Genomic DNA, 24018 nt, shown 5'->3' on the forward strand with positions numbered 1-24018 from the left:
GACAGACCTTACGGCCCGCCACTGACACCTGGTGATGCCGTTCGGATCGGTACGTCCCGTATGCGAGGGCCGCTCCTCCCGCCGGGCACCCTGCCGAACGCCGTGACCCGGTACCGAACGGCCCCGAAGACACCGCCCGCCCGGCCCCGACGGGGGCGACGGCACGGAAAACAGAGGGGGTGCCGGGGCGGAACGCGCCGCGACGGCCGCATACCATCGACCACAGACCCTCCTGCTCCGCATGATCGGGGCGGGGAGACGCTTCGAACGAGGGGACATCGTGGACGAGAGCGGCGGGAGCGGGCAGCCGCGGTCCGGCACCGGCGAGGCCGAGGGCCCCGAGAGGCCCGGAGTCCCCTCCGGCCCGGCCGCCGACGCCCGGCGCCCCGGACCGGCCGGACCCGAGACCTCCACCGGGCCGGCGCCCGCGGCCCCCGAACACGACGGCAGGACCGAGCCGGCCGACAGCGGCACGGCACCGGCCCGCCCCGAGACCTCCACCACCCGGTCCGCTCCCGGGCAGAGCCCCGCACCCTCCGCGCGAGGGGCGGAGGGCGGCACCCCGGCCCCCGACAGCCCGGGACCCGAGCCGCACGACAGCTCCGCGACGCACGCCCGGTCGCGCTCCGAGGCGGACGACGACCCCGCCGCACGCACCCGCTCCACGGCCGGGAGCGACGAGGGGAACGACTCCCCGACACCGCCCCACCCGGAGCACGGCCGACAGGACCCCACCGCTACCGGGAACGCGGCCGGAACACCGCCCGAGCACCACGACGCGCACCGCACCCTCGCCCACAGCGGCAACACGGGCGGCGGCAGCGGTGGTGACGGCAGCGGTGGTGGAGGCAAGGGCGGTCGCCCGCCCCGCCGCCGCAAGGAGCCGGGCGGCGGCCTGCTGATGGGACGGCCGTTCGGCGTCCCCGTGTACGTCGCGCCCAGCTGGTTCCTCGTCGCCGCCCTCATCACCTGGGTGTTCGGCGGGCAGCTCGACCGCGTCCTGCCCGAACTCGGCGCCGCCCGCTACCTGGTCTCGCTGTTCTTCGCGGTCGCCTTCTACGCCTCCGTGCTCGTCCACGAACTCGCCCACACCGTCGCCGCCCTGCGCTTCAAACTGCCGGTGCGCCGCATCCAGCTCCAGTTCTTCGGCGGCGTCTCCGAGATCGAGAAGGAAGCCGAGACCCCCGGCCGCGAGTTCGTGCTGGCCTTCGTCGGCCCCCTGCTCTCCCTCGTCCTGTCCGGCGTCTTCTACCTCGCCATGCTCCCCGTCGAGCCCGGCACGGTCCCCGGCGTCCTCCTGGCCGGCCTGATGATCTCCAACCTCATCGTCGCCGCCTTCAACCTGCTGCCCGGTCTTCCCCTCGACGGCGGCCGGATGCTCCGCGCGGTGGTCTGGAAGATCACCGGCAGGCCGATGAGTGGAACCGTCGCCGCCGCCTGGGTCGGACGCGCCCTCGCCGTGTCCGTCTTGATCGGACTGCCCCTGCTCACCCAGTCCTCCGTGCTCGGCGCCGCCCCCGAGGACATCAGCGGCATGGACACCGTCACCGACGCCCTGCTCGCCGCCATCCTCGCGGCGATCATCTGGACCGGCGCCGGCAACAGCCTGCGCGTGGCCCGGCTCCGCGAACACCTCCCGGAACTGCGCGCCCGTTCCCTCACCCGGCGCGCGGTCCCCGTCGAGACCAGCACCCCCCTCTCCGAGGCCCTGCGCCGCGCCAACGACGCCGGCGCCCGCGCCCTGGTCGTCGTCGACGCCGACGGCGAACCCCTCTCCCTGGTCCGCGAAGCGGCTATCGTCGGCGTCCCCGAACACCGTCGCCCCTGGGTCGCCGTCAGCGGCCTCGCCCAGGACCTCACCGACGGCATGCGCGTCTCCGCCGAACTGGCCGGCGAGGAACTCCTCGACGTCCTGCGCGCCAACCCCGCCACCGAGTACCTGGTGGTGGAGGACTCGGGCGAGATCTACGGCGTCCTGTCCGCCGCCGACGTGGAGCGCGCTTTCGTGAAGGCCATGGCCCGGCCCGCCTGACCGTCCACCGTGGTCGGTGGCCCCATCCCGGACCGGTAGGCTGTTCACATGTCCGAACCGACCGGTGCCGCCCGCAGGCGCGGGCCCTTCAAGGTCGGGGACCAGGTTCAGCTGACCGACCCCAAGGGCCGCCACTACACGTTCACGCTCGAGGCCGGGAAGAACTTCCACACCCACAAGGGTTCCTTCCCCCACGACGAGCTGATCGGCGCACCCGAGGGCAGCGTTGTCCGCACCACCGGAAACGTCGCCTACCTCGCGCTGCGCCCCCTGCTCCCCGACTACGTCCTGTCCATGCCCCGCGGCGCCGCCGTGGTCTACCCCAAGGACGCGGGGCAGATCCTGGCCTTCGCCGACATCTTCCCCGGCGCGCGCGTCGTGGAAGCGGGAGTCGGCTCCGGCTCGCTCAGCAGCTTCCTGCTGCGCGGCATCGGCGACCAGGGCATGCTGCACTCGTACGAGCGCCGCGAGGACTTCGCCGAGATCGCCCAGCAGAACGTCGAGCGCTACTTCGGGGGTCCGCACCCCGCCTGGCAGCTCACGATCGGCGACCTCCAGGACAACCTGAGCGACACCGACGTCGACCGCGTCATCCTCGACATGCTCGCCCCCTGGGAGTGCCTGGAGGCCGTCTCCAAGGCGCTCGTCCCCGGCGGCATCCTCTGCTGCTACGTGGCGACGACCACCCAGCTCGCGCGGACCGTCGAGTCGATCCGTGAGATCGGCTCCTTCAACGAGCCGACCGCCTGGGAATCGATGGTCCGCAACTGGCACGTCGAGGGCCTGGCCGTCCGTCCGGACCACCGGATGATCGGCCACACCGGGTTCCTGCTCACCGCCCGCCGCCTCGCGGACGGCGTCGAGCCGCCCATGCGCCGTCGCCGCCCCTCCAAGGGCGCCTATGGCGAGGACTACTCCGGACCGAACGCCGACGGCGGATCCGCCCGCTGACCCACCCAACGCGCTGTGGCCGTGGCCGAGTTCCCGATTGTCCCGGGGAACTCGGCCATTGTGCTTTTCCGTTGACGCCGTTCAGGGCCCCGTCAGAGGCACGCCGCGGCGACCCTCGCCAGGCGCGCCGACCGTGACACCAAGGGCGTCCGTTCCCAGGCCGCCCCGGGGCCCCTCTCCACGAGCCGTCAGGCGGTCGCGCGGGCCCACCGGTCCGCCCGGCGCGGCCCCGATCCCGGGGTGCGGCCGCCGCGCCGACGGGGCCTCTCCCCGGAGCGGGTGAGAACTCGCTCAGAAGTCCGGACCCCGCCGTTCCCCAGGACTGTGACGTGTGGCACCATGCGGGACACCCCACCCCCACCGGCACAGCCCCTCACGGGAGACACTCCTAGTGCAGCAATCCGCCGTCCCGGAACTGGCACACACGCACACCAGCCCCCTCCAGTGGGTCGCCACGGCCACCGCCATCGCCGGAGTCGTCGCGCTCTCCTCCGTCCTCCAGCCCGATGCGGCACGAGCCGCCCAGCCCGCACCCGGCGCGAAAGCGGCCGCGGCCCCCGTGACCGCCCCGAACCCCTCCGGTGTCGACTTCCCGATCACCTGCGGGCCCGCCAAGGCGCTCGTGACGAAGAAGGCCTCGGGCGACCTCGACGGCGACGGCCGCCCCGAGACCGTGGCCGTCGTCCGCTGCGACGCCGGCTCAGGAACCCCGCCCAGCGGTGTCTACGTCCTCACCCAGGGTGAGGACGCGAAGAAGCCCCGCGTCGTCGCGACCCTGATCGATCCCAAGGACCGCCTCAGCGTCACGGACTTCGCGGTCCGCGACGGAGTGGTCACCGCCACCCTGCTCGGCTACTCCTCCACCGACGTCCCGAGTTGCTGCCCGGACGTCAAGGACGAAGCCAAGTGGCAGTGGAAGAACGGCGCGTTCGTCCGCTCGACCCCCTCCGGCGCGCAGAGCGTCTGAGCCCGCCCCCGGGGCCTGACCCCTTCGCGGGGCCCGGCCGGTGCGGACAGAAAGACACCCTCCGCCCCGGCGGAGGGTGTGAGGAAGCGGACAACCGGTGACACGGAGTGCCCCACGGGTCACTCCGCGTCGGGCCCGTACACCTCGACCTTGTCCGAAACCCGACGGACGTGGATGCAGTCGCCCGGACATTCCTTCGCCGAGTCCACCACGTCACGCAGAAGCGTCAGCGGTACGGCCGTTGTGGCACCCACGGCCTGCAGCAGCTCGTCGTCACCGCTCTTCACATAGGCCAGGCCGTCGATGTCCAGTTCAAAGACCTCGGGGGCGTACTGGGCGCAGATCCCGTCGCCCGTACACAGATCCTGGTCGATCCAGACCTCAAGCGCCTCGCTGCCGGCTCCGGCCTCCTGCTGCACGGTCATTTCTCCTGCCGTTTCCTGCGTCGAGCGAACCGAAGATTGGGGAATCGGGCCAGCTCTGACGGGTGTTGAACACTTCGACCCTACCTCCGCCCGCTTCCCAATCATGTTCGGTGGGTATTCCCCTGGCGTGAGGGAGAGCGCAAGGGTGAAGATCGGACACACCCCGACAGTCTTTGTGATCTAGGGGTTTCAATCGACACCCACCCAGGTAGGGTCTGGAAGCGTCCAGCTCCCCTTGGAGGAGGTGAGGACCGTGGCAGCCCACGACGACGACATGAACCGCGGCATCCGCCCGGGAAGAGGGTCCGATGACCCCGCCGGGCAGATTGCCTACCTTGAGCAGGAGATCGCCGTCCTGCGACGCAAGCTCGCCGACTCTCCGCGGCACACGAGGATTCTCGAAGAGCGGATCGTCGAACTGCAGACCAACCTGGCCGGCGTGTCCGCGCAGAACGAGCGGCTGGCGAACACGCTCCGTGAGGCCCGCGACCAGATCGTGGCCCTCAAGGAAGAGGTCGACCGGCTGGCGCAGCCTCCGGCAGGCTTCGGTGTCTTCCTCGTGGCGAACGAGGACGGCACGGCGGACATCTTCACCGGGGGCCGCAAGCTCCGGGTGAACGTCAGCCCCAGCGTGGAGCTCCCAGAGCTCCGGCGCGGCCAGGAAGTGATGCTGAACGAAGCTCTCAACGTGGTCGAGGCCATGGAGTACGAGAGCGTGGGCGACATCGTCACCCTCAAGGAGATCCTCGAGGACGGCGAGCGCGCCCTCGTGCAGGGGCACACAGACGAGGAACGGGTGGTCCGGCTCGCCGAACCGCTCCTGGACGTCAATATCCGTCCCGGAGACGCCCTCCTCCTCGAACCCCGATCCGGCTACGTCTACGAAATCGTCCCGAAGAGCGAGGTCGAGGAACTCGTCCTCGAAGAGGTCCCGGACATCGGCTACGAGCAGATCGGCGGTCTGGGCGGCCAGATCGAGATGATCCGCGACGCGGTCGAGCTCCCGTACCTCTACCCCGACCTCTTCAAGGAGCACGAACTGCGGCCGCCCAAGGGCGTCCTGCTGTACGGGCCTCCCGGATGCGGAAAGACGCTCATCGCCAAGGCCGTGGCCAACTCGCTGGCCAAGAAGGTCGCGGAAGTGACCGGACAGGCCACCGGCAAGAGCTTCTTCCTCAACATCAAGGGCCCCGAGCTCCTGAACAAGTACGTCGGCGAGACCGAGCGGCAGATCCGCCTCGTCTTCCAGCGTGCACGCGAGAAGGCCAGCGAGGGCACACCCGTCATCGTCTTCTTCGACGAGATGGAGTCCCTCTTCCGTACCCGTGGATCGGGCGTCAGCTCGGACGTGGAGAACACCATCGTCCCGCAGCTGCTCGCCGAGATCGACGGCGTGGAGGGCCTGCAGAACGTCGTGGTCATCGGCGCCTCGAACCGCGAGGACATGATCGACCCCGCCATCCTGCGGCCCGGCCGGCTCGACGTGAAGATCAAGATCGAGCGTCCGGACGCCGAAGCGGCGAAGGACATCTTCCAGAAGTACCTCACCGAGCGCCTCCCCCTGCACCCCGAGGACGTCGGGGAGCACGGCGGCGACAGGGCGGCCACCGTCCACGGCATGATCCAGACCGCCGTGGAGCAGATGTACGCCGAATCGGAGGAGAACCGCTTCCTGGAGGTCACCTACGCCAATGGTGACAAGGAAGTCCTGTACTTCAAGGACTTCAATTCCGGCGCCATGATCGAGAACATCGTCGGCCGCGCCAAGAAGATGGCCATCAAGGACTTCTTGGAGCACAGCCAGAAGGGCCTCCGCGTCTCCCACCTCCTCCAGGCATGTGTGGACGAGTTCAAGGAGAACGAGGACCTGCCGAACACCACCAACCCGGACGACTGGGCCAGGATCTCCGGAAAGAAGGGTGAACGGATCGTCTACATCCGTACGCTCATCACCGGAAAGCAGGGCGCTGACACCGGACGCTCCATCGACACGGTGGCCAACACCGGCCAGTACCTGTAAAAAGCAGGGCGGCTGCGGGTGCCCGACGCGGGTACCCGCAGCCGACTGCTTTTCAGGTCACGGCTGGAGTACAGCAATGACGCAAATGATCTCCCCACGAGCGCAATGGCGTTCTAGGCTCTTTCGTACCGCCGAGTCGCGCAGTGCGGGGACGGGCACCGCACACGCACCGGAGCGCCAGCGGTACTTGAGCAGCGCCCCCGACCGAGGGCGCCGCCGGGCAAGGAGGGCCGCATGACCGTACGGCGAGTAATGGGCATCGAGACGGAGTACGGAATCTCCGTCCCCGGTCACCCCAACGCCAATGCCATGCTCACCTCGTCCCAGATCGTCAACGCCTACGCGGCGGCGATGCACCGGGCGCGCCGCGCCCGCTGGGACTTCGAGGAGGAGAACCCGCTGCGGGACGCGCGAGGCTTCGACCTCGCCCGGGAGACCGCCGACTCCACCCAGCTCACCGACGAGGACATCGGCCTGGCCAATGTCATCCTCACCAACGGGGCACGGCTCTACGTCGACCACGCACACCCCGAGTACAGCGCCCCGGAGGTCACCAACCCGCGGGACGCGGTCCTGTGGGACAAGGCCGGCGAGCGCATCATGGCCGAGGCCGCCGAGCGCGCCGCCCAGCTCCCCGGTGCCCAGCCGATCCACCTCTACAAGAACAACACCGACAACAAGGGCGCGTCCTACGGCACGCACGAGAACTACCTGATGAAGCGGGAGACCCCCTTCTCGGACATCGTGCGGCACCTGACGCCGTTCTTCGTCTCGCGTCAGGTCGTCACCGGAGCCGGCCGCGTCGGTATCGGCCAGGACGGACACGAGCACGGCTTCCAGCTCAGCCAGCGCGCCGACTACTTCGAGGTCGAGGTGGGCCTCGAGACCACGCTGAAGCGCCCCATCATCAACACCCGCGACGAGCCGCACGCCGACGCCGAGAAGTACCGCCGCCTGCACGTGATCATCGGGGACGCCAACCTCTCCGAGATCTCGACGTACCTCAAGCTCGGCACCACGGCACTGGTCCTCTCCATGATCGAGGACGGCTTCATCGCCGTCGACCTGGCCGTCGACCAGCCCGTCCGCACCCTCCACCAGGTCTCCCACGACCCGACCCTCAAGCGGCTCGTCACGCTGCGCAGCGGGCGCACGCTCACCGCGGTCCAGCTCCAGATGGAGTACTTCGAGCTGTCCCGCAAGTACGTCGAGGAGCGCTACGGGGCGGACGCCGACGAACAGACCAAGGACGTCCTGCTGCGCTGGGAGGACACCCTGAACCGCCTGGAGAACGATCCGATGAGCCTCTCCGGGGAGCTCGACTGGGTCGCCAAGCGGGAGCTCATGGAGGGCTACCGGAACCGTGACGGCCTCGACTGGGACGCCGCCAAGCTGCACCTCCTCGATCTCCAGTACGCCGACGTACGGGCCGACAAGGGCCTCTACAACCGTCTCGCGGCCCGCGGCAGGATCAAGCGCCTGCTGGACGAGAACGAGGTCGAGCGGGCCCGTACGAAGCCGCCGGAGGACACCCGCGCGTACTTCCGCGGCCGCTGCCTGGAGCAGTACGCGGACGACGTCGCGGCGGCCTCCTGGGACTCGGTGATCTTCGATCTGCCGGGCCGGGACTCGCTCCAGCGCGTCCCAACCCTGGAGCCGCTTCGCGGAACGCGTAATCATGTCAAGGAGCTCCTGGACCGCTGTCGCACGGCCGAAGACCTGGTCAAGGTCCTTTCGGGCAACTGAGTCCCCGCCCGGGCGGCACAGGCCGGAGGGGCGCGACAGGGTGGAACACGTGACGGACGGGAATCATCGAGGTGGCCCCCGTACGTTGGTGAAACTGCGGGGCCGATGTCGGACCCTGCTTGTAGGGTCTGATCAAGAACGTCGAACCGAGCGGGGTGAGGGTTATGGCGACCAAGGACACCGGCGGCGGACAGCAGAAGGCGACGCGTTCCACCGAGGAGGCCGAGGAGCAGACGCAGGACGCGCAGGCGACCGACGACCTCAAGGAACGCCAGGAGAAGCTGAGCGACGACGTCGACTCGGTTCTGGACGAGATCGATGACGTCCTCGAAGAGAATGCCGAGGATTTCGTGAGGTCCTTCGTTCAGAAGGGCGGGCAGTAGGCCGTCCTTTCCATCGCATCGTCGGTTCGAACCGACGATGCGATGGCGATGGCGGTGCGAGGCTGCTCGCGGCGCTCAGGTACAACCAGCCGCGGGCGGCTTTCGCCGGCAACAGGCCTCGGCCCGCTGCCGCGAAGGCGGTCGGGACCCGGCGGCGGACGCCCGGAAACGGGCTCTTCGCGATCCGCCGGAAAGCTCTCGCCATTCATGTGGATCACTGCCGGAGGACGGGTAGGGTCCGTGCCGTACTGTGCTTCAACTGCAATTCGGCCATCGGCAAGTTGGGAGATGATCCCGACGCTGTTCGTCGGGCTGCCGCCTACTTGGAAGGATCCCCGTGGAAGCCAACACTCGTAGCACCGGGCGTCTACCGGCTGCCTTCCTGACGCCCGGGTCGTCGTCCTTCATGGACTTCCTCTCCGAGCAGCAGCCGGAGATGCTCCCCGGCAAGCGTCAGTTGCCGCCGGTCCAGGGCGTCATCGAGGCGCCTCACGGGACGACCATCGTCGCCGCCACGTTCGCCGACGGTGTGGTCCTCGCCGGTGACCGGCGGGCCACGATGGGCAACGTCATCGCGCAGCGCGACATCGAGAAGGTCTTCCCGGCCGACGAGTACTCGGCGGTGGGCATCGCCGGTACGGCGGGTCTGGCCGTGGAGATGGTGAAGCTGTTCCAGCTGGAGCTGGAGCACTTCGAGAAGGTGGAGGGCGCGCAGCTCTCCCTGGAGGGCAAGGCGAACCGCCTGTCCACGATGATCCGTTCCAACCTCGGCATGGCGATGCAGGGCCTCGCCGTGGTTCCCCTCTTCGCGGGATACGACGTGGACCGCGAGAGGGGCCGCATCTTCTCGTACGACGTCACCGGCGGCCGCTCCGAGGAGCACGGCTACGCGGCCACGGGCTCCGGGTCGATCTTCGCGCGCAGCGCCATGAAGAAGCTCTACGCCAAGGGCATGACCGAGGATCAGGTCACGACGCTGGTCATCCAGGCCCTGTACGACGCGGCCGACGACGACTCGGCGACCGGTGGTCCCGACGTCGCCCGCAGGATCTACCCGATCGTCACCGTGATCACCGAGGAAGGCTTCCGCCGGCTCACGGACGAGGAGTCCTCCGAGATCGCCCGCGCGATCCTGGAGCGACGAATGGAACAGCCCGACGGCCCGCGCGCCGCGCTGCTCTGAGCCCCGCCTCCTTTTCCAGGTGATCCAGTGACTTCGACAGAAAGGGACGGGTAGCCGGTGTCGACTCCGTTCTATGTCTCACCCCAGCAGGCCATGGCGGACCGGGCGGAGTATGCCCGTAAGGGCATCGCCCGCGGCCGAAGCCTGGTCGTGCTGCAGTACGCCGACGGCATCGTGTTCGTCGGCGAGAACCCGTCCCGCGCGCTGCACAAGTTCAGCGAGATCTACGACCGGATCGGCTTCGCGGCCGCCGGCAAGTACAACGAGTACGAGAACCTCCGGATCGGCGGCGTGCGCTACGCCGACCTGCGGGGCTACACGTACGACCGCGACGACGTGACCGCCCGAGGTCTCGCCAACGTGTACGCCCAGACGCTGGGCACGATCTTCTCGTCGGCGGCGGAGAAGCCGTACGAGGTGGAGCTGGTGGTCGCCGAGGTCGGCGAGACGCCCGAGGGCGACCAGATCTACCGGCTGCCGCACGACGGTTCGATCGTCGACGAGCACGGCTCGGTCGCCGTCGGTGGCAGTTCCGAGCAGATCAGCACCTATCTCGACACCGAGCACCGTGAGGGAATGTCGCTGGCGGAGGCGCTGAAGCTGGCCGTCCGCTCGCTGTCCCGCGAGCCCAACGGCGGCGAGCGGGAGATCCCCGCGGAGCGTCTGGAGGTCGCGGTCCTGGACCGTACGCGTCCGCAGAAGCGCAAGTTCAAGCGGATCGTGGGACGTCAGCTGGCCCGGCTGCTGGAGGTCGGGGGAGCGGAGACCGCGACCGAGGCGGAGGACGCCGACGACGAGTGAGGCCCCGGCAGGGGCCTGAGGCGAGGGGCCGTTCCGGTACACACCGGGGCGGCCCTTCCCCGTTCCCGCGACCTGCCGCCGCGGGCTCCCTCCGCGGCTATGCGGGCCCTGGAGGGGCCGTGGAGCCCCGTACGATGAGGTGGACCGGGATGTCCTCCTCGGGGGGCGTGCGGCCGTCCAGGACGGCGAGCAGGGCCTTCATCCCCTGCTCGCCGAAGAGCTCGGCGTCCAGGCGCACCGTCGTGAGTTCGGGGTCGAGCGCCTGCGCCAGGGCCAGGTCGTCGAGGCCGGTGATGGAGATGTCGTCCGGGATGCGCAGGCCGAGACGCCGGGCCGCCTTGTAGGCGCCGGCCGCCAGTTTGTCGTCGTCGCAGACGACGGCGGTGGGGCGCGGGCCCGCGGGGTCGGAGAGGGCCGTGTGCGCGGCGGCCAGGGCGTCCTCGAAGGAGATGGGGGCGCGGGCGGTGCGCAGATCGGCACCGGGGACCGCGGCGAGGCGGGCGGCGATCTCGCGGGCCCGGACCTCGAAGGTCCAGGAGGGGATGTCGGCGGCGAGGTGCAGGAAGCGGCGGTGGCCCAGTTCCAGGAGGTGGTCGGTGACCTGGCGTACGCCGTCCTTGATGTCGAGGTTGACCGTCGCGGCGCCCTGGCTGCCGTCCGGGTCGCTGTCGAGCATCACGAGGGGGAGCTGGTTGCCGCGGATGGCCGTGAGGGCCTCGGCGGCCATGGAGGAGGCGATGACGCCGTCGAGGGCGGCCTGGGCGGAGCCGAAGGGGTCCCGGGCGGGTCCGATGCCCTCGGGGGAGGGGTACAGGACGACGCCGAAGCCGCGCTCGGCGGCCACCCGGGCCGCGCCGGTGTAGACGCCCGCGAAGAACTCCGTGGTGAGTGCCGGGACCACGAGGAGGACGGTGCGGGTACGGCCGAGGCGGAGGTTGCGGGCGGCGAGGTTCGGCCGGTAGCCCAGCTCCTGGGCCGCTTCACGGACCCGTTCCGCGGTCGTCTCGGAGACGCGGCCGCGCCATTTGTCGCCGAGCACCAGCGAGACCGCTGCCTGGGAGACCCCGGCGGCCTGGGCGACGTCCCTGCTCGTGGGGCGCGTACTACCTCGTGCCACCGTCGGCCTGCTCCTTCGTCTGGACTCCCGGACTGCGCACATGGTACGTATGAAAGACGACGTTATACGTAAAACTTGAGACGTCACGCGCTACGAGAAGGGCTCGACATGGCCGCGGGATACCTGGAGATCCTCAGGGCGAGGCATGCCGCCCGGCTCCTCGTCGGCACGCTCGTGGGGCGGCTGCCGAACGCCACCGCGGCCATCGCCGTCGTGCTGTTCGTCCGGGCCGAGGGGGGCACGTACAGCCTGGCCGGCGCGCTCGCCGCCGTGTACGGGGTGGCCAACGCGGTGGGACAGCCGCTGCTGGGCCGGCTCGTGGACCTCTACGGACAGCCCCGGGTGCAGTTGCCCGCCGCCGTCGTCTCCGCCCTCGGGATGGGCGCCTTCGCCTTCCTCGGGACGGACCCGGCCCTGCTCGGCTGCGCCGCGATGGCTGTGGCGGGCCTCTTCACCCCGCCTCTGGAAGGCGGCCTGCGGGCTCTGTGGCCCTCTGTGCTGCGCAAGGAGGAACAGGTGCACACCGCGTACGCGATGGACGCGGTGGCGCAGGAAGTCATGTTCACCGTCGGGCCGTTGCTCGTGACGCTGTGCGCGGCGCTCTGGTCCCCGCGGGCGGCGCTCCTGATCCTCGGCGTGATCGGCGTCCTGGGCGCCCTCTCCGTCGTCGTCTCGCCGCCCTCGCGCGCGTGGCGCTCGGCGCCGCGTGAGGCGCACTGGCTCGGCGCGCTGCGCTCGCCCGGCCTGCTGGCGCTGCTCGGAGCTTTTCTCTTCGTCGGGATCGCGCTCGGCTCGATCACCGTCGCCGCGGTGTCGTACGCCGACGGCCACGGCGGGGACGCCGTGTACGGCTGGCTCATGGCGGGCATCGGCCTCGGCGCGCTGCTGGGGGGAATGGTCTACGGGGCGCGGCGGTGGGCGGGGGCGCCGGAGCGGCGACTGCGGGTGCTGGTGGCCCTTCTGGCGGTGTGTTACCTCCCCCTGATGCTCGCGCCCGGCCCGGTCGCGATGACCGCGCTCGCCACGCTCGCCGGCGTCTTCCTGGCGCCGTGCATCGCGTGCGCTTTCGTGCTGGTGGACCGGCACGCTCCGGCTGGCACGGTCACCGAGGCGTTCTCCTGGCTCGTGACGACGTTCACCGTGGGCGCGTCGGTCGGGACGGGCCTCGCGGGGCCCGTCGTGGAGTGGGGCGGGGCGGCCCGTGGTTTCGCCGTTCCGGGGGCCGCGGGTGCCGCCGCTCTGGTGGTTCTGCTGGCCACGGGGCGGGTCCTCGCAGCTACCGGCCGGGGCGGGGTTGTTGCGGTCTCATCGGAAAATGATCCAAACCGTGCCGTCGAACCCCGTTTCAGCTCAGGGGATCGGGCGTAATGTTCAGTCATGGACCGCCGCATTTTCGGGCTGGAGAACGAGTACGGCGTCACGTGTACGTTCAGGGGACAGCGGCGCCTGTCTCCCGACGAGGTGGCGCGGTACCTCTTCCGCCGTGTCGTGTCATGGGGCCGCAGCAGCAATGTCTTTCTGCGGAACGGCGCTCGCCTCTATCTCGACGTGGGATCACATCCGGAATACGCAACACCGGAATGTGACAACGTGACGGAACTCGTCACCCACGACAAGGCCGGCGAGCGCATTCTCGAAGGACTCCTGGTGGACGCCGAACGACGCCTGCACGAGGAAGGAATCGCGGGCGACGTCTACCTGTTCAAGAACAACACCGACTCTGCGGGCAACTCCTATGGTTGCCACGAGAACTATCTGGTGGCCCGGCACGGGGAATTCTCCCGGCTCGCGGACATCCTCATCCCGTTCCTCGTGACGAGGCAGTTGCTGTGCGGCGCCGGCAAGGTGCTGCAGACGCCGCGAGGCGCCGTCTACTGCGTCAGCCAGCGAGCCGAGCACATCTGGGAGGGCGTCAGCTCCGCGACGACCCGCTCCCGGCCCATCATCAACACACGGGACGAACCGCACGCGGACGCCGAGCGCTACCGCCGGCTGCACGTCATCGTCGGCGACTCGAACATGTCCGAGACGACCATGCTCCTCAAGGTCGGTGCCACCGACCTCGTACTGCGCATGATCGAGGCGGGCACCGTCATGCGCGACCTCACCCTGGAGAACCCCATTCGGGCGATCCGTGAGGTGAGCCACGACATCACCGGCCGCCGCAAGGTGCGGCTCGCCAGCGGCCGTGAGGCCTCCGCGCTCGAGGTGCAGCGCGAGTACTACGAGAAGGCCGTGGACTTCGTCGACCGCCGCGGCATCCGCACCGGCACCGTCGAACAGGTCCTCGAACTGTGGGGCCGTGTGCTCGACTCGATCGAGGCCGAGGACCTCGACCGGATCGGTACCGAGATCGACTGGGTCATGAAGTACCAGCTCATCGAGCGGTACCGCGCCAAGCACAACATGACCATGTCCCACCCGCGGGTGGCGCAGATAGACCTCGCCTACCACGACATCCACCGCCGTCGTGGCCTCTACTACCTGCTGGAGAGGAAGGGGCAAGCCGCGCGGATCTGCAACGACTTGAAGATCTTCGAGGGCAAGTCCGTGCCGCCGCAGACCACTCGCGCGCGGTTGCGCGGTGACTTCATCCGGCGTGCCCAGGAACAGCGCCGCGACTTCACCGTCGACTGGGTCCACCTGAAGCTCAACGACCAGGCACAGCGCACGGTGTTGTGCAAGGACCCCTTCCGGTCCGTGGACGACCGGGTGGAGAAGCTGATCGCCGGAATGTGAGCCGGGTGTTCCGCGAGGGATGCGGAACGCAACGCGGGGCGCCGTACGTTTTCCGTACGGCGCCCTTCTCACGTCGTAGAGTTGCGCGCACGCCATCAACCAAGATCGACCGATACGAGGCCCCCACCGTGCGCCGACGCTCACTCCTCATCGCCGTTCCCGCCGGACTGGTCACACTCGCCGGATGCGGTGACGACGACAAGTCCGACACCGCCAAGTCCAGCAGCAGCCCGTCGCCTTCGGCCTCCGCGTCGGCTCCGCCCCCGCCGAAGATCGTCGACGGACCACTGCCGGCGATCACGGCCGGTACGAAGTTCGGGGAGAAGCCGACCGTCGCGAAGGGTTCCGGGGACCCCTCGAAGGACCTCGCGGTCAAGACGGTCATCGCGGGCGGCGGGAAGACGGTCGCGGAGAACGACTACATCCAGGCCAACTACCTGGGCCAGGTGTGGTCCACGGCGAAGGTCTTCGACAACTCCTACGACCGCAAGACGCCGCTGGTCATCCAGCTCGCGCAGGGCGGCATCATCGACGGCTGGCGCTACGGCCTGGTGGGCAAGAAGGTCGGCAGCCGCGTCGAGATGGCCGTCCCGCCGACCTGGGGCTACGGCACGCAGGGCAACGCGCAGGCGGGCATCAAGGGCACCGACACGCTGGTGTTCGTCGTCGACATCGAGAATTCGTTCAACTCGAAGAGTTCCGCGAAGGGCAAGGACGTCCCGCAGGGCGACGCCGCGCTGCCCAAGGTCGGGACCAACACCGACGGCAAGGCCCCCTCCATCGCCGTCCCGAAGGCGGACGCGCCCACCAAGCTCGTCGCGGAGTACGTCATCGAGGGTGACGGCGCGGAGGTCGCGGCCGACAGCAGCGTCCTCGTGCAGTACAAGGGCGTGCTGTGGGACGGCGGCAAGGAGTTCGACTCCACCTACAGCCGGGGCCAGCTGACGTCGTTCTCGCTCCAGCAGGTCGTCAAGGGCTGGGCGCAGGGCCTCACCGGCAAGAAGGTCGGCAGCCGCGTCCTCATCGTCATCCCGCCGAAGCTGGGCTACGGGGACAAGCCGCCGGCCGGCAGCGGCATCAAGAAGGACTCCACCCTCGTCTTCTCGGTCGACATCCTGGCGAAGATGTGACCCCCGGGATGTAAGACTGTCAGCGTTGCCTTTACGTAGACAAGCAGGAGCAAAGACGTGAGCATCGAGAAGCCCGAGATCGACTTCCCGGGCGGCGAGCCCCCGGCGGACCTCGAGATCAAGGACATCTGGGAAGGCGACGGCACTGTGGCCGAGGCGGGTCAGACCGTCACGGTGCACTACGTGGGTGTGGCCTTCAGCACGGGCGAGGAGTTCGACGCCAGCTGGAACCGGAACTCTCCGTTCCGTTTCCCGCTCGGTGGCGGGCGCGTCATCAAGGGCTGGGACCAGGGCGTGCAGGGCATGAAGGTCGGCGGCCGTCGCCAGCTGACCATCCCCGCCCACCTCGCCTACGGCAACCAGAGCCCGACCCCGGCGATCCAGCCCGGTGAGACGCTGATCTTCGTGGTCGACCTGCTCGAAGTCTGATCACAGCGGACCGGACCCGATCATCTGGGGCCCATGCCTGTCCGGGCATGGGCCCTCGGCTTTTGTCCGGACACGTCGGAGCGGTACGGTCATCGGTCGGAAGCACCATAGGGAAGGGCGTCGATGGCCATTGCCAAGGCCGAGCGGCTGATGAACCTCGCGCTGTGTCTGCTCGGGACGCGGCGGCCGCTCAGCAAGCGCGAACTCCGCGAGTCCATCGAGGCCTACCTGGAAGCCGGATCGGACGACTCCTTCAACCGGATGTTCGAGCGCGACAAGGACGACCTGCGCGAACTCGGTCTGGTCATCGAGACGGTCGAGAACCTCGACGGTGAGATCGGGTACCTCGCCCGCCGCGACAGCAACCGCCTGCCGCCCATCACCCTCGACGCCGAGGAAGCGGCCGCCCTGGGCCTCGCCGCCAAGGTGTGGCAGCAGGCCAGGCTGGCCGGAGCCGCGAGCGGTGCCCTCCAGAAGCTGCGCGCCGCCGGACTGCTCGAGGACGTCGACCCGTACGGCTCGTTCGGCGCCCTGGAACCGCACATCCCCGTTCACGAAGCGGCCTTCGAACCCCTGATGCTGGCCTGCCGCGACCGCCGCCCGGTCGTCTTCGACTACCGCAAGGCCACCGCCGCGCACCCCGAGACCCGGCACGTCGAGCCGTGGGCCCTCGAGTGCTGGCGCGGCCACTGGTACCTCGCGGGCTGGGACCGCGACCGCGGTGCCGAGCGGGTCTTCCGGTTGTCCCGGATCACCGACAAGGTCCGCGCGCGAGCCGGCCGGTACACCGCCGAGGTGCCCGACGTCGTCACCGTGCGCGAGACGGTCGCCGGCTGGGCCGGGGAGATCGCCGACCGCTCCGCGCTGATCCGGCTGCGCTCCGGCTCGGGTTACCCGCTGCGCGCCAAGGCCATCTCCGTCCGGGAACTGGGAGAGGGCTGGGACGAGTTGGAGATTCCGTACGGGCACGGGCTGGACGCCTGGCTCGTCGAGTTCGGGCCGGACGTGGTGGTCCTGGAGCCCGCCGAACTGCGGGCCGACGTGGTCGACCGGCTGCGTGCCGTGGCCAAGGGCTGAGGGGGAACGTAGGAAAGTGGCAGGAAAACCGGCCAGGCCCACGAACGCGATCGACCAGACCCGGCGCATGCTGTCCCTGGTGACGTATCTGCGCGAGCGCCCCGGCGCCCGCGTCGGCGACGTCGCCCGGGCCTTCGGGATCACCGAGGACGAGCTGATCTCCGACCTCGACGTGCTGCCGCTGTGCGGGACCAGCTTCCGCGGCGGCGACCTGCTCGACATCGACACCGACGGCGACCGGATCTGGTGGCACAACCCCGACGACGTGGCCGAGCCGCTGCGGATCGCCGCCGACGAGGCGACCGCGCTCCTGGTGGCAGCCCGCGCCGTCTCCACGTTGCCCGGACTGCGCGAGGGCGACCGGCAGGCGCTGCTCCGCGCCACCGCCAAGGTCGAGGCCGCCTCGGGCGAGGCGGCAGGTGCCAGCGCGCGGCTGTCGGTGACCTTCGAGTCCGAGGGCGGTGTCTTCGCCGACGTGGACCGGGCCATCGCCGAGCGACGCCGGCTCTGGATCCGCTACTACTCGCCGTCGCGGGACGAACTGAGCGAGCGCGAGATCGACCCGATCCGCCTGGTCACCGTCGGCCACACGTACGTCGAGGCCTGGTGCCGCCGCTCCGAGGCGCGTCGTACCTTCCGGCTCGACCGGGTCGCCGAGATCCGCATCCTCGACGAGCCCTCCGCCCCGCCCGAGATCGAACTGCGCGACCTCTCCGAAGGACTGGTGCAGCCCGCTGCCGAGGACCCCGAGGTGGTCGTCGAGGTCGGTCCCGCCGGGCGCTGGGTCGCCGAGTACTACCCGCACGACAGCGCCGTTGAGCTGCCCGACGGCGGATTGCGTATCACTCTGCGGACCCCCGACCCGACGTCGCTTCGGCGCCTCGCCCTGCGTCTCGGCGGTGACGGCCGGATCGTCGCGCCGCAGGACCTCGCGGACAGCGCCCGCAGCGCGGCCCGCGAGGCGCTCGCCGCCTACGACGTGCCGGACGGGCCCGCGGGGGTTCAGGACGGGCCGTACGAGAGGCGGGAGCAGGCGCTTTGAGCACGTTGCCGAGGTCGGGTGCGCCGGGGAGGCCGAGCACGTCGGAGCGGCCGGATGCCGTGCGCAGGACGGGATCGCTCCCCGGCACCGCGGAGATGTCGGTCGGGAACGCCTTCGCCGGGATGAGACGGGTGGTCGACGTGATGTTCAGGGCCGCCTGTCCCGACTGCCGTGCGGGCTTCGAGCTCACCCCGGGTGCCCTGCGTCTGGCCATCGGCGCCAGCAGCCGCACCACGTTCTACTCGTTCACGTGCCCCGAGTGCGGCTCCGCCGTGCGCAAGCCGGCGGGGGAGCGGATCGTCGAGCTGCTCACCGGCGGTGGGGTGCGCACCCTGCGGCTGCACTCCACCCTCTAGGGTCGACGTCATGTTCTGGCCGATGTTTGCGATCGCCGTGGGTTTCCTGGGCATCACCGTGCTCGGCGTGCTCGCCGTCCGTGTCTTCCTGGAAGCGGAGCGTCTCGGTAAGCAGGTCACCGAGGCCGCGCGCCGCATCGACCGCGCCGCCGCTGACCTGGAACAGGCCGCCGAGGGGGCCGCGCGCTCCGTGGATGCGGTATGAGTCGTTCCATGGTTGCGCAATGAGTCACTTCGGCCTGTCAACTTCGTGCTGCGGCCAGGTACGCTCAAGGTCGCGGGCCGGATAACGAGGCGCGGACCGCGAACTGGGAGTACGCACAGGGATTGCCCCGCGTTCACCCCTGAGCGTTACGATCGCTGTCACCACGACGTTCGGACACAAGTCCGACCGTTCGGACAGCACCCCGACCATGCAGCCTCGGTGAGAAGGTAAAGACTTATGTTCGGAAGGCTCGGCGCTCCCGAGATCATTCTCATCCTCGTCGTCATCATCCTGCTGTTCGGCGCGAAGAAGCTTCCGGACATGGCGCGGTCGCTCGGCAAGTCCGCCCGCATCCTCAAGAGCGAGGCGAAGGCGATGAAGGACGAGGGCAGCAACTCCGCCCCGGCCGGCCCGCCGAACACCGACGAGCAGCCCCCGGCGCAGCGCACCATCCAGGCTTCCCCCGGCGACGTGACCAGCTCGCGGCCGGTCAGCGAGCCGACGGACACGACCAAGCGCTGACGCAGGGCCGGCGACGTCCGGCTCGCCGCATGAGATGAGGATGTGGGTTGCCCAAGCCTGCCCGCAACATGGAGAAGGATCCCGAGGGGCGGATGCCCCTTGCGGACCACCTTCGCGAGCTCCGCAACCGGCTCGCGAAGGCGATGCTGGCGATCGTCCTCGTGACGATCGTCGCCGCCTTCTACTACAACGACATCATCAACTTCTTCACCAAGCCGGTCCTGGACTCCGTCGGATGTCCGGAGACCTTCGCCGAGCTGGCGAAGCAGCCCAAGAACCACCAGTGCGCGCAGATCACCATCAACGGTCTGCTCGCCCCGTTCACGCTGGCGCTGAAGGTCTCCCTGATGGCGGGCGTCGTACTCGCCTCGCCGGTCTGGCTGTACCAGCTCTGGGCGTTCGTCGCGCCCGGCCTGCACAGGAACGAGAAGAAGTACGCGTACGCGTTCGTCGGAACCGGCGTGCCGCTGTTCCTCGGCGGCGCCTTCTTCGCCTACAAGGTGCTTCCCACCACGGCGAAGGTCCTGATGGAGTTCACGCCGCAAGGCGTCGACAACCTCCTGCCGCTCGACGACCTGCTCGACCTCGTCACGCGCATGGTGGTCGTGTTCGGTCTCTCCTTCGAGCTGCCGCTGCTCCTGGTGATGCTCAACCTCACGGGCATCCTCACCGGTCGGCGCATGCTCGGCTGGTGGCGCGGCATGATCATGGGCATCACGGTCTTCGCCGCCGTCGCCACCCCCAGCACCGACCCGCTGACCATGCTGGCGCTGGCCGGGCCGATCTGGATCCTGTACTTCGGCGCGGTCGCCTTCTCGCTGTTCAACGACCGGCGTAAGCGTCGGCGCGACGAATCGGGACCGGCCGACGACGAGGCGTCCGAGCTGGACCTCACGCCCGAGGACGTCGGCGCGGTCGAGTCCGTCTCGGCCAGCCGGGCCCTGCCCGAGCAGGCGACCTCCGAGCGGGTCAACGGTTATGACGACGTGACCTGACGGAGGTCCGGAACTCGTAGGGTCAGCCTGTGACCAGCGAGATCACCCTCTTCGTCAACCCCACCGCGGGCCGCGGCCGGGGCGCCCACGCGGCGCAGCCGGCCGCTTCCGCGTTCCGGGCCGCCGGATTCTCCGTACGGACCGTGCTCGGCGAGGACGCCGCGGACGGTCTCGCCCGGGCCCGGGCCGCCGTCGCGGACGGGACCGGGGCCCTTGTCGCCGTCGGCGGCGACGGCATGGCGAACCTCGCGCTCCAGGCCGTGGCCGGAACCGACACACCGTTCGGCCTGGTCCCCGGCGGCACCGGGAACGACTTCGCGCGCGCCCTCGGCCTGCCGCTCGGCGACCCGGCCGCCGCTGCGGCCCTGACGGCCGACGCGCTCAAGGAGGACCGGCTGCGGGCCGTCGACCTGGGCCGGGTCGACGGGACCTGGTTCGGCACCGTCCTCGCCTCCGGGTTCGACTCCCGGGTCAACGACCGGGGCAACCGGATGCGGTTGCCGGTCGGCCGCTTCAAGTACGACCTCGCCATGCTCGCCGAGCTGGCCGCCTTCCGCCCCTTCTCCTACCGCCTCACCCTCGACGGCGGTGAGACACATGAGATCGAGGCGACCCTCGTGGCCGTCGGCAACGGACCCTCGTACGGCGGCGGCATGAGGATCTGCCCCGGCGCCGACCTCGGCGACGGGCTGTTCGACATCACCGTGGTCGGGAACTGCGGCCGCGCCACGCTGCTCACGGTGTTCCCGAAGGTCTACCGCGGCACCCACGTCGACCACCCCGTGGTCACCGTGCACCGGGCCGCCCGCGTCGAGCTCGTCGCCGCGGGAGTCACCGGCTACGCGGACGGGGAACCGCTGGGCCCGCTGCCGCTGACCGCGGAGTGCATACCCGGGGCCGTGCGCGTCGCGCACCCCTGAGCTGCGGGGATCCGAGGTTTCACAGGATCCGATCCGGATAATGATCGTCCCCATGTCAGTGGCTCCCGGTAGTCTCGAAAGCACGATGACAGAGGACCTCTCACCGGCCGAGCGGTACGCGGCAGCACGCAGGCGCGCTGTCGAGCAGGCCACCGCACTCGCACCCTTCCGCGAGATGTACGACTTCGGTCTCGACCCCTTCCAGATCGAGGCCTGCCAGGCGCTCGAGGCGGGCAAGGGGGTGCTGGTGGCGGCGCCCACCGGCTCGGGCAAGACGATCGTCGGCGAGTTCGCCGTCCACCTCGCCCTCCAGCAGGGCAAGAAGTGCTTCTACACCACGCCGATCAAGGCGCTCTCCAACCAGAAGTACGCCGACCTCTCCCGTCGCTACGGCGCGGACAAGGTCGGCCTCCTCACCGGCGACAACAGCGTCAACTCCGAGGCACCCGTGGTCGTCATGACCACCGAGGTCCTGCGGAACATGCTGTACGCGGGCTCGCAGACCCTCCTCGGGCTCGGGTACGTGGTGATGGACGAGGTGCACTACCTCTCCGACCGCTTCCGGGGCGCCGTCTGGGAGGAAGTGATCATCCACCTCCCCGCGTCGGTGACCCTCGTGTCGCTCTCGGCGACCGTGTCGAACGCGGAGGAGTTCGGCGACTGGCTGGACACCGTGCGCGGCGACACCCAGGTGATCGTCTCCGAGCACCGGCCCGTCCCGCTGTTCCAGCACGTGCTGGCCGGGCGCAGGATGTACGACCTCTTCGAGGAGGGCGAGGGCCAGAAGAAGGCCGTCAACCCCGACCTCACGCGTATGGCGCGCATGGAGGCGAGCCGCCCGTCGTACCAGGACCGCAAGCGGGGCCGGGCGATGCGCGAGGCCGACCGTGAGCGCGAGCGCAGACAGCGCTCGCGCATCTGGACACCGGGCCGCCCCGAGGTCATCGAGCGGCTCGACGCCGAGGGCCTGCTGCCCGCCATCACCTTCATCTTCAGCCGCGCGGCCTGCGAGGCCGCCGTGCAGCAGTGCCTGCACGCGGGCCTCCGGCTGAACGACGACGCGGCGCGCGTGAGGGTCCGTGAACTCGTCGAGGAGCGCACCGCCTCCATCCCGGACGAGGACCTCCACGTCCTCGGCTACTACGAATGGCTGGAGGGCCTGGAGCGCGGCATCGCCGCCCACCACGCGGGCATGCTGCCCACGTTCAAGGAGGTCGTGGAGGAACTCTTCGTCCGCGGCCTGGTGAGAGCCGTCTTCGCGACGGAGACCCTCGCGCTGGGCATCAACATGCCCGCCCGCTCGGTCGTGTTGGAGAAGCTCGTCAAGTGGAACGGCGAGCAGCACGCCGACATCACCCCCGGCGAGTACACCCAGCTGACCGGCCGCGCCGGCCGCCGCGGCATCGACGTCGAGGGCCACGCGGTCGTGCTGTGGCAGCGCGGGTTCAGCCCCGAGCACCTCGCCGGACTCGCGGGCACCCGCACCTATCCGCTGCGCTCCAGCTTCAAGCCGTCGTACAACATGGCGGTGAACCTGGTCGAGCAGTTCGGGCGGCACCGCTCGCGCGAGCTCCTGGAGACGTCCTTCGCGCAGTTCCAGGCCGACAAGTCGGTCGTCGGGATCTCCCGGCAGGTGCAGCGCAACGAGGAGGGTCTCGAGGGCTACAAGGAGTCCATGACCTGCCACCTCGGGGACTTCGACGAGTACATGGGCCTGCGCCGCGAGCTCAAGGACCGCGAGACCGAGCTGGCCCGGCAGGGTGTCTCGCACCGTCGCGCGGAGGCCGCCGTCGCCCTGGAGAAGCTGAAGCCGGGCGACGTGATCCACGTGCCGACCGGAAAGTACGCGGGGCTCGCGCTGGTCCTCGACCCCGGACTGCCCGCGGGCCGGTCGAACGGCCACCGCGGCTTCGAACAGCACGACGGCCCGCGTCCGCTGGTCCTCACCGCCGAGCGTCAGGTCAAGCGGCTCGCCTCGATGGACTTCCCCGTACCGGTCGAGGCCCTCGACCGCATGCGGATCCCCAAGTCCTTCAACGCGCGCTCGCCCCAGTCCCGTCGCGACCTGGCGTCCGCGCTGCGCACCAAGGCCGGGCACGTCGTCCCGGACCGGCACCGCAAGAAGCGCGCGGAGGCGGCCGACGACCGTGAGATCGCCCGGCTGCGCACGGCGATCCGCGCGCATCCCTGCCACGGGTGCAGCGACCGCGAGGACCACGCCCGCTGGGCCGAGCGCTACCACCGGCTGCAGCGCGACACCTCGCAGCTGGAGCGCCGCATCGAGGGCCGGACGAACACCATCGCCCGCACCTTCGACCGGATCGTCGCCCTCCTCACCGAGCTGGACTACCTGCGCGGCGACGAGGTCACCGAGCACGGCAAGCGGCTCGCCCGGCTCTACGGCGAACTCGACCTGCTGGCCAGCGAATGCCTGCGCGCCGGGGTCTGGGACGGACTGAGCCCCGCCGAACTGGCCGCCTGCGTCTCGGCGTTGGTGTACGAGTCGCGGGTCGCCGACGACGCGATGGCTCCGAAGGTGCCGTCCGGACAGGCCAAGGCCGCTCTCGGCGAGATGGTCCGCATCTGGGGCCGTCTCGACGCGCTGGAGGAGGACTTCGGGATCAGCCAGACGGAGGGCGTCGGCCAGCGCGAGCCGGACCTCGGCTTCGCCTGGGCGGCCCACGAGTGGGCGTCCGGCAAGGGCCTCGACGAGGTGCTCCGTGAGGCCGAGATGCCCGCGGGCGACTTCGTGCGCTGGTGCAAGCAGGTCATCGACGTGCTCGGCCAGATCGCGGCCGCGGCGCCCGTCTCGGGCGGCGGGAACTCGACGGTCGCGAAGAACGCGCGCAAGGCGGTCGACGGCCTGCTGCGCGGGGTGGTCGCCTACACGTCGGTGGGCTGAGGACTCTGAGGACTCTCCCGGGTCCGGCGGTCGCGTCCTGCGATCGCCGGACCTTTTTCGTGCGGGGGATCGGGGG

The 24018-nt window shown here is 69.9% G+C and carries 22 protein-coding genes and 1 pseudogene; 21 read left to right on the forward strand and 2 right to left on the reverse strand.

All coding sequences use genetic code 11. From position 1 onward, the window contains the following. Positions 1-280: 280 nt before the first annotated feature. From ACIRQH_RS19315 to ACIRQH_RS19325, 3 genes are all read left to right on the forward strand, one after another. Entirely contained in the window at positions 281-2032 is a 1752-nt protein-coding gene (locus tag ACIRQH_RS19315) for a site-2 protease family protein (protein WP_388868804.1), read from the forward strand. 48 nt (positions 2033-2080) lie between these two features. Further along, positions 2081-2983, forward strand: coding sequence for a tRNA (adenine-N1)-methyltransferase (locus ACIRQH_RS19320; protein ID WP_358817119.1), 903 nt, complete (start codon positions 2081-2083; stop codon positions 2981-2983). 391 nt (positions 2984-3374) lie between these two features. Further along, positions 3375-3950, forward strand: a complete 576-nt coding sequence (locus tag ACIRQH_RS19325) for a hypothetical protein (RefSeq protein WP_358817120.1) — start codon at positions 3375-3377, stop codon at positions 3948-3950. Between the two features lie 119 nt (positions 3951-4069). Here the strand turns inward: ACIRQH_RS19325 and ACIRQH_RS19330 are convergent, their stop codons facing one another. Further along, positions 4070-4375: a ferredoxin gene (locus tag ACIRQH_RS19330; protein ID WP_358817121.1), complete on the reverse strand. Its 306-nt coding sequence runs from the start codon at positions 4373-4375 to the stop codon at positions 4070-4072. A gap of 253 nt (positions 4376-4628) precedes the next feature. On the opposite strand from ACIRQH_RS19330, the gene arc reads away from it, so the two are divergent. From arc to prcA, 6 genes and pseudogenes are all read left to right on the forward strand, one after another. Further along, positions 4629-6395, forward strand: a complete 1767-nt coding sequence (gene arc / locus ACIRQH_RS19335) for a proteasome ATPase (protein ID WP_355865671.1) — start codon at positions 4629-4631, stop codon at positions 6393-6395. Positions 6396-6629: 234 nt separating this feature from the next. Continuing rightward, the gene (gene dop, locus ACIRQH_RS19340) at positions 6630-8141 is read left to right on the forward strand and encodes a depupylase/deamidase Dop (protein WP_355865675.1); all 1512 of its coding nucleotides are present in this window, start codon (positions 6630-6632) and stop codon (positions 8139-8141) included. A gap of 164 nt (positions 8142-8305) precedes the next feature. Continuing rightward, positions 8306-8524, forward strand: coding sequence for a ubiquitin-like protein Pup (locus ACIRQH_RS19345; RefSeq protein ID WP_328667880.1), 219 nt, complete (start codon positions 8306-8308; stop codon positions 8522-8524). Between the two features lie 182 nt (positions 8525-8706). Continuing rightward, positions 8707-8910: pseudogene (locus ACIRQH_RS19350) on the forward strand (endonuclease domain-containing protein); the annotation flags it as partial. Further along, positions 8862-9707: a proteasome subunit beta gene (prcB, locus tag ACIRQH_RS19355; RefSeq protein ID WP_388868797.1), complete on the forward strand. Its 846-nt coding sequence runs from the start codon at positions 8862-8864 to the stop codon at positions 9705-9707. The pseudogene ACIRQH_RS19350 and the gene prcB, both read left to right, overlap by 49 nt. 57 nt (positions 9708-9764) lie before the next feature. Then, the gene (prcA, locus tag ACIRQH_RS19360; protein WP_358817123.1) at positions 9765-10508 is read left to right on the forward strand and encodes a proteasome subunit alpha; all 744 of its coding nucleotides are present in this window, start codon (positions 9765-9767) and stop codon (positions 10506-10508) included. Positions 10509-10605: 97 nt separating this feature from the next. On the opposite strand, the gene ACIRQH_RS19365 is transcribed toward prcA, so the two are convergent. Further along, positions 10606-11625 carry a LacI family DNA-binding transcriptional regulator gene (locus ACIRQH_RS19365; protein ID WP_404226639.1) on the reverse strand — a complete coding sequence of 340 codons (1020 nt, stop codon included), beginning with the start codon at positions 11623-11625 and terminating at the stop codon, positions 10606-10608. Between the two features lie 108 nt (positions 11626-11733). Between ACIRQH_RS19365 and ACIRQH_RS19370 the strand changes: the two genes are divergently transcribed. The 12 genes from ACIRQH_RS19370 to ACIRQH_RS19425 all read left to right on the forward strand — a co-directional run bounded on the left by ACIRQH_RS19370 (position 11734) and on the right by ACIRQH_RS19425 (position 23942). Then, on the forward strand, positions 11734-12993 hold the full coding sequence (locus tag ACIRQH_RS19370; protein WP_358817125.1) for an MFS transporter: 1260 nt from the start codon (positions 11734-11736) through the stop codon (positions 12991-12993). A 9-nt stretch (positions 12994-13002) separates the two neighbouring features. Beyond that, on the forward strand, positions 13003-14364 hold the full coding sequence (gene pafA, locus ACIRQH_RS19375) for a Pup--protein ligase (RefSeq protein ID WP_081223485.1): 1362 nt from the start codon (positions 13003-13005) through the stop codon (positions 14362-14364). Between the two features lie 128 nt (positions 14365-14492). Continuing rightward, positions 14493-15494 carry an FKBP-type peptidyl-prolyl cis-trans isomerase gene (locus tag ACIRQH_RS19380; protein ID WP_388868786.1) on the forward strand — a complete coding sequence of 334 codons (1002 nt, stop codon included), beginning with the start codon at positions 14493-14495 and terminating at the stop codon, positions 15492-15494. A gap of 57 nt (positions 15495-15551) precedes the next feature. Further along, positions 15552-15923: an FKBP-type peptidyl-prolyl cis-trans isomerase gene (locus tag ACIRQH_RS19385; RefSeq protein WP_358817127.1), complete on the forward strand. Its 372-nt coding sequence runs from the start codon at positions 15552-15554 to the stop codon at positions 15921-15923. Positions 15924-16046: 123 nt separating this feature from the next. After that, positions 16047-17000: a WYL domain-containing protein gene (locus tag ACIRQH_RS19390; RefSeq protein ID WP_358817128.1), complete on the forward strand. Its 954-nt coding sequence runs from the start codon at positions 16047-16049 to the stop codon at positions 16998-17000. Positions 17001-17016: 16 nt separating this feature from the next. After that, on the forward strand, positions 17017-18042 hold the full coding sequence (locus ACIRQH_RS19395) for a WYL domain-containing protein (RefSeq protein ID WP_362978271.1): 1026 nt from the start codon (positions 17017-17019) through the stop codon (positions 18040-18042). A gap of 95 nt (positions 18043-18137) precedes the next feature. Next, complete coding sequence (locus ACIRQH_RS19400) at positions 18138-18398, forward strand: hypothetical protein (RefSeq protein ID WP_358817237.1); 261 nt, start codon at positions 18138-18140, stop codon at positions 18396-18398. Positions 18399-18408: 10 nt separating this feature from the next. Beyond that, positions 18409-18603, forward strand: coding sequence for a hypothetical protein (locus ACIRQH_RS19405; RefSeq protein ID WP_388868779.1), 195 nt, complete (start codon positions 18409-18411; stop codon positions 18601-18603). A 237-nt stretch (positions 18604-18840) separates the two neighbouring features. After that, complete coding sequence (gene tatA, locus ACIRQH_RS19410; protein ID WP_388868776.1) at positions 18841-19125, forward strand: Sec-independent protein translocase subunit TatA; 285 nt, start codon at positions 18841-18843, stop codon at positions 19123-19125. A 47-nt stretch (positions 19126-19172) separates the two neighbouring features. Further along, the gene (gene tatC, locus ACIRQH_RS19415) at positions 19173-20120 is read left to right on the forward strand and encodes a twin-arginine translocase subunit TatC (RefSeq protein WP_358817132.1); all 948 of its coding nucleotides are present in this window, start codon (positions 19173-19175) and stop codon (positions 20118-20120) included. 29 nt (positions 20121-20149) lie between these two features. After that, positions 20150-21040 (forward strand): diacylglycerol kinase, encoded by an 891-nt coding sequence (locus tag ACIRQH_RS19420; RefSeq protein WP_388868772.1) that lies wholly within the window; start codon positions 20150-20152, stop codon positions 21038-21040. A gap of 40 nt (positions 21041-21080) precedes the next feature. Continuing rightward, on the forward strand, positions 21081-23942 hold the full coding sequence (locus ACIRQH_RS19425) for a DEAD/DEAH box helicase (protein ID WP_358817134.1): 2862 nt from the start codon (positions 21081-21083) through the stop codon (positions 23940-23942). Positions 23943-24018: the final 76 nt, after the last annotated feature.

Source organism: Streptomyces sp. NPDC102279, assembly GCF_044766365.1.
In the GTDB taxonomy this organism is placed as follows: Bacteria; Actinomycetota; Actinomycetes; order Streptomycetales; family Streptomycetaceae; genus Streptomyces.

Coding starts and splice junctions, on each gene's coding strand:
- ACIRQH_RS19320 (WP_358817119.1), top strand. CDS start 2,081: ATGTCCGAACCGACCGGTGCCGCCCGCAGGCGCGGGCCCTTCAAGGTC.
- ACIRQH_RS19330 (WP_358817121.1), bottom strand. CDS start 4,375: ATGACCGTGCAGCAGGAGGCCGGAGCCGGCAGCGAGGCGCTTGAGGTC.
- dop (WP_355865675.1), top strand. CDS start 6,630: ATGACCGTACGGCGAGTAATGGGCATCGAGACGGAGTACGGAATCTCC.
- ACIRQH_RS19345 (WP_328667880.1), top strand. CDS start 8,306: ATGGCGACCAAGGACACCGGCGGCGGACAGCAGAAGGCGACGCGTTCC.
- ACIRQH_RS19370 (WP_358817125.1), top strand. CDS start 11,734: ATGGCCGCGGGATACCTGGAGATCCTCAGGGCGAGGCATGCCGCCCGG.
- pafA (WP_081223485.1), top strand. CDS start 13,003: ATGGACCGCCGCATTTTCGGGCTGGAGAACGAGTACGGCGTCACGTGT.
- ACIRQH_RS19390 (WP_358817128.1), top strand. CDS start 16,047: ATGGCCATTGCCAAGGCCGAGCGGCTGATGAACCTCGCGCTGTGTCTG.
- ACIRQH_RS19400 (WP_358817237.1), top strand. CDS start 18,138: ATGTCGGTCGGGAACGCCTTCGCCGGGATGAGACGGGTGGTCGACGTG.
- ACIRQH_RS19405 (WP_388868779.1), top strand. CDS start 18,409: ATGTTCTGGCCGATGTTTGCGATCGCCGTGGGTTTCCTGGGCATCACC.
- tatA (WP_388868776.1), top strand. CDS start 18,841: ATGTTCGGAAGGCTCGGCGCTCCCGAGATCATTCTCATCCTCGTCGTC.
- ACIRQH_RS19425 (WP_358817134.1), top strand. CDS start 21,081: ATGATCGTCCCCATGTCAGTGGCTCCCGGTAGTCTCGAAAGCACGATG.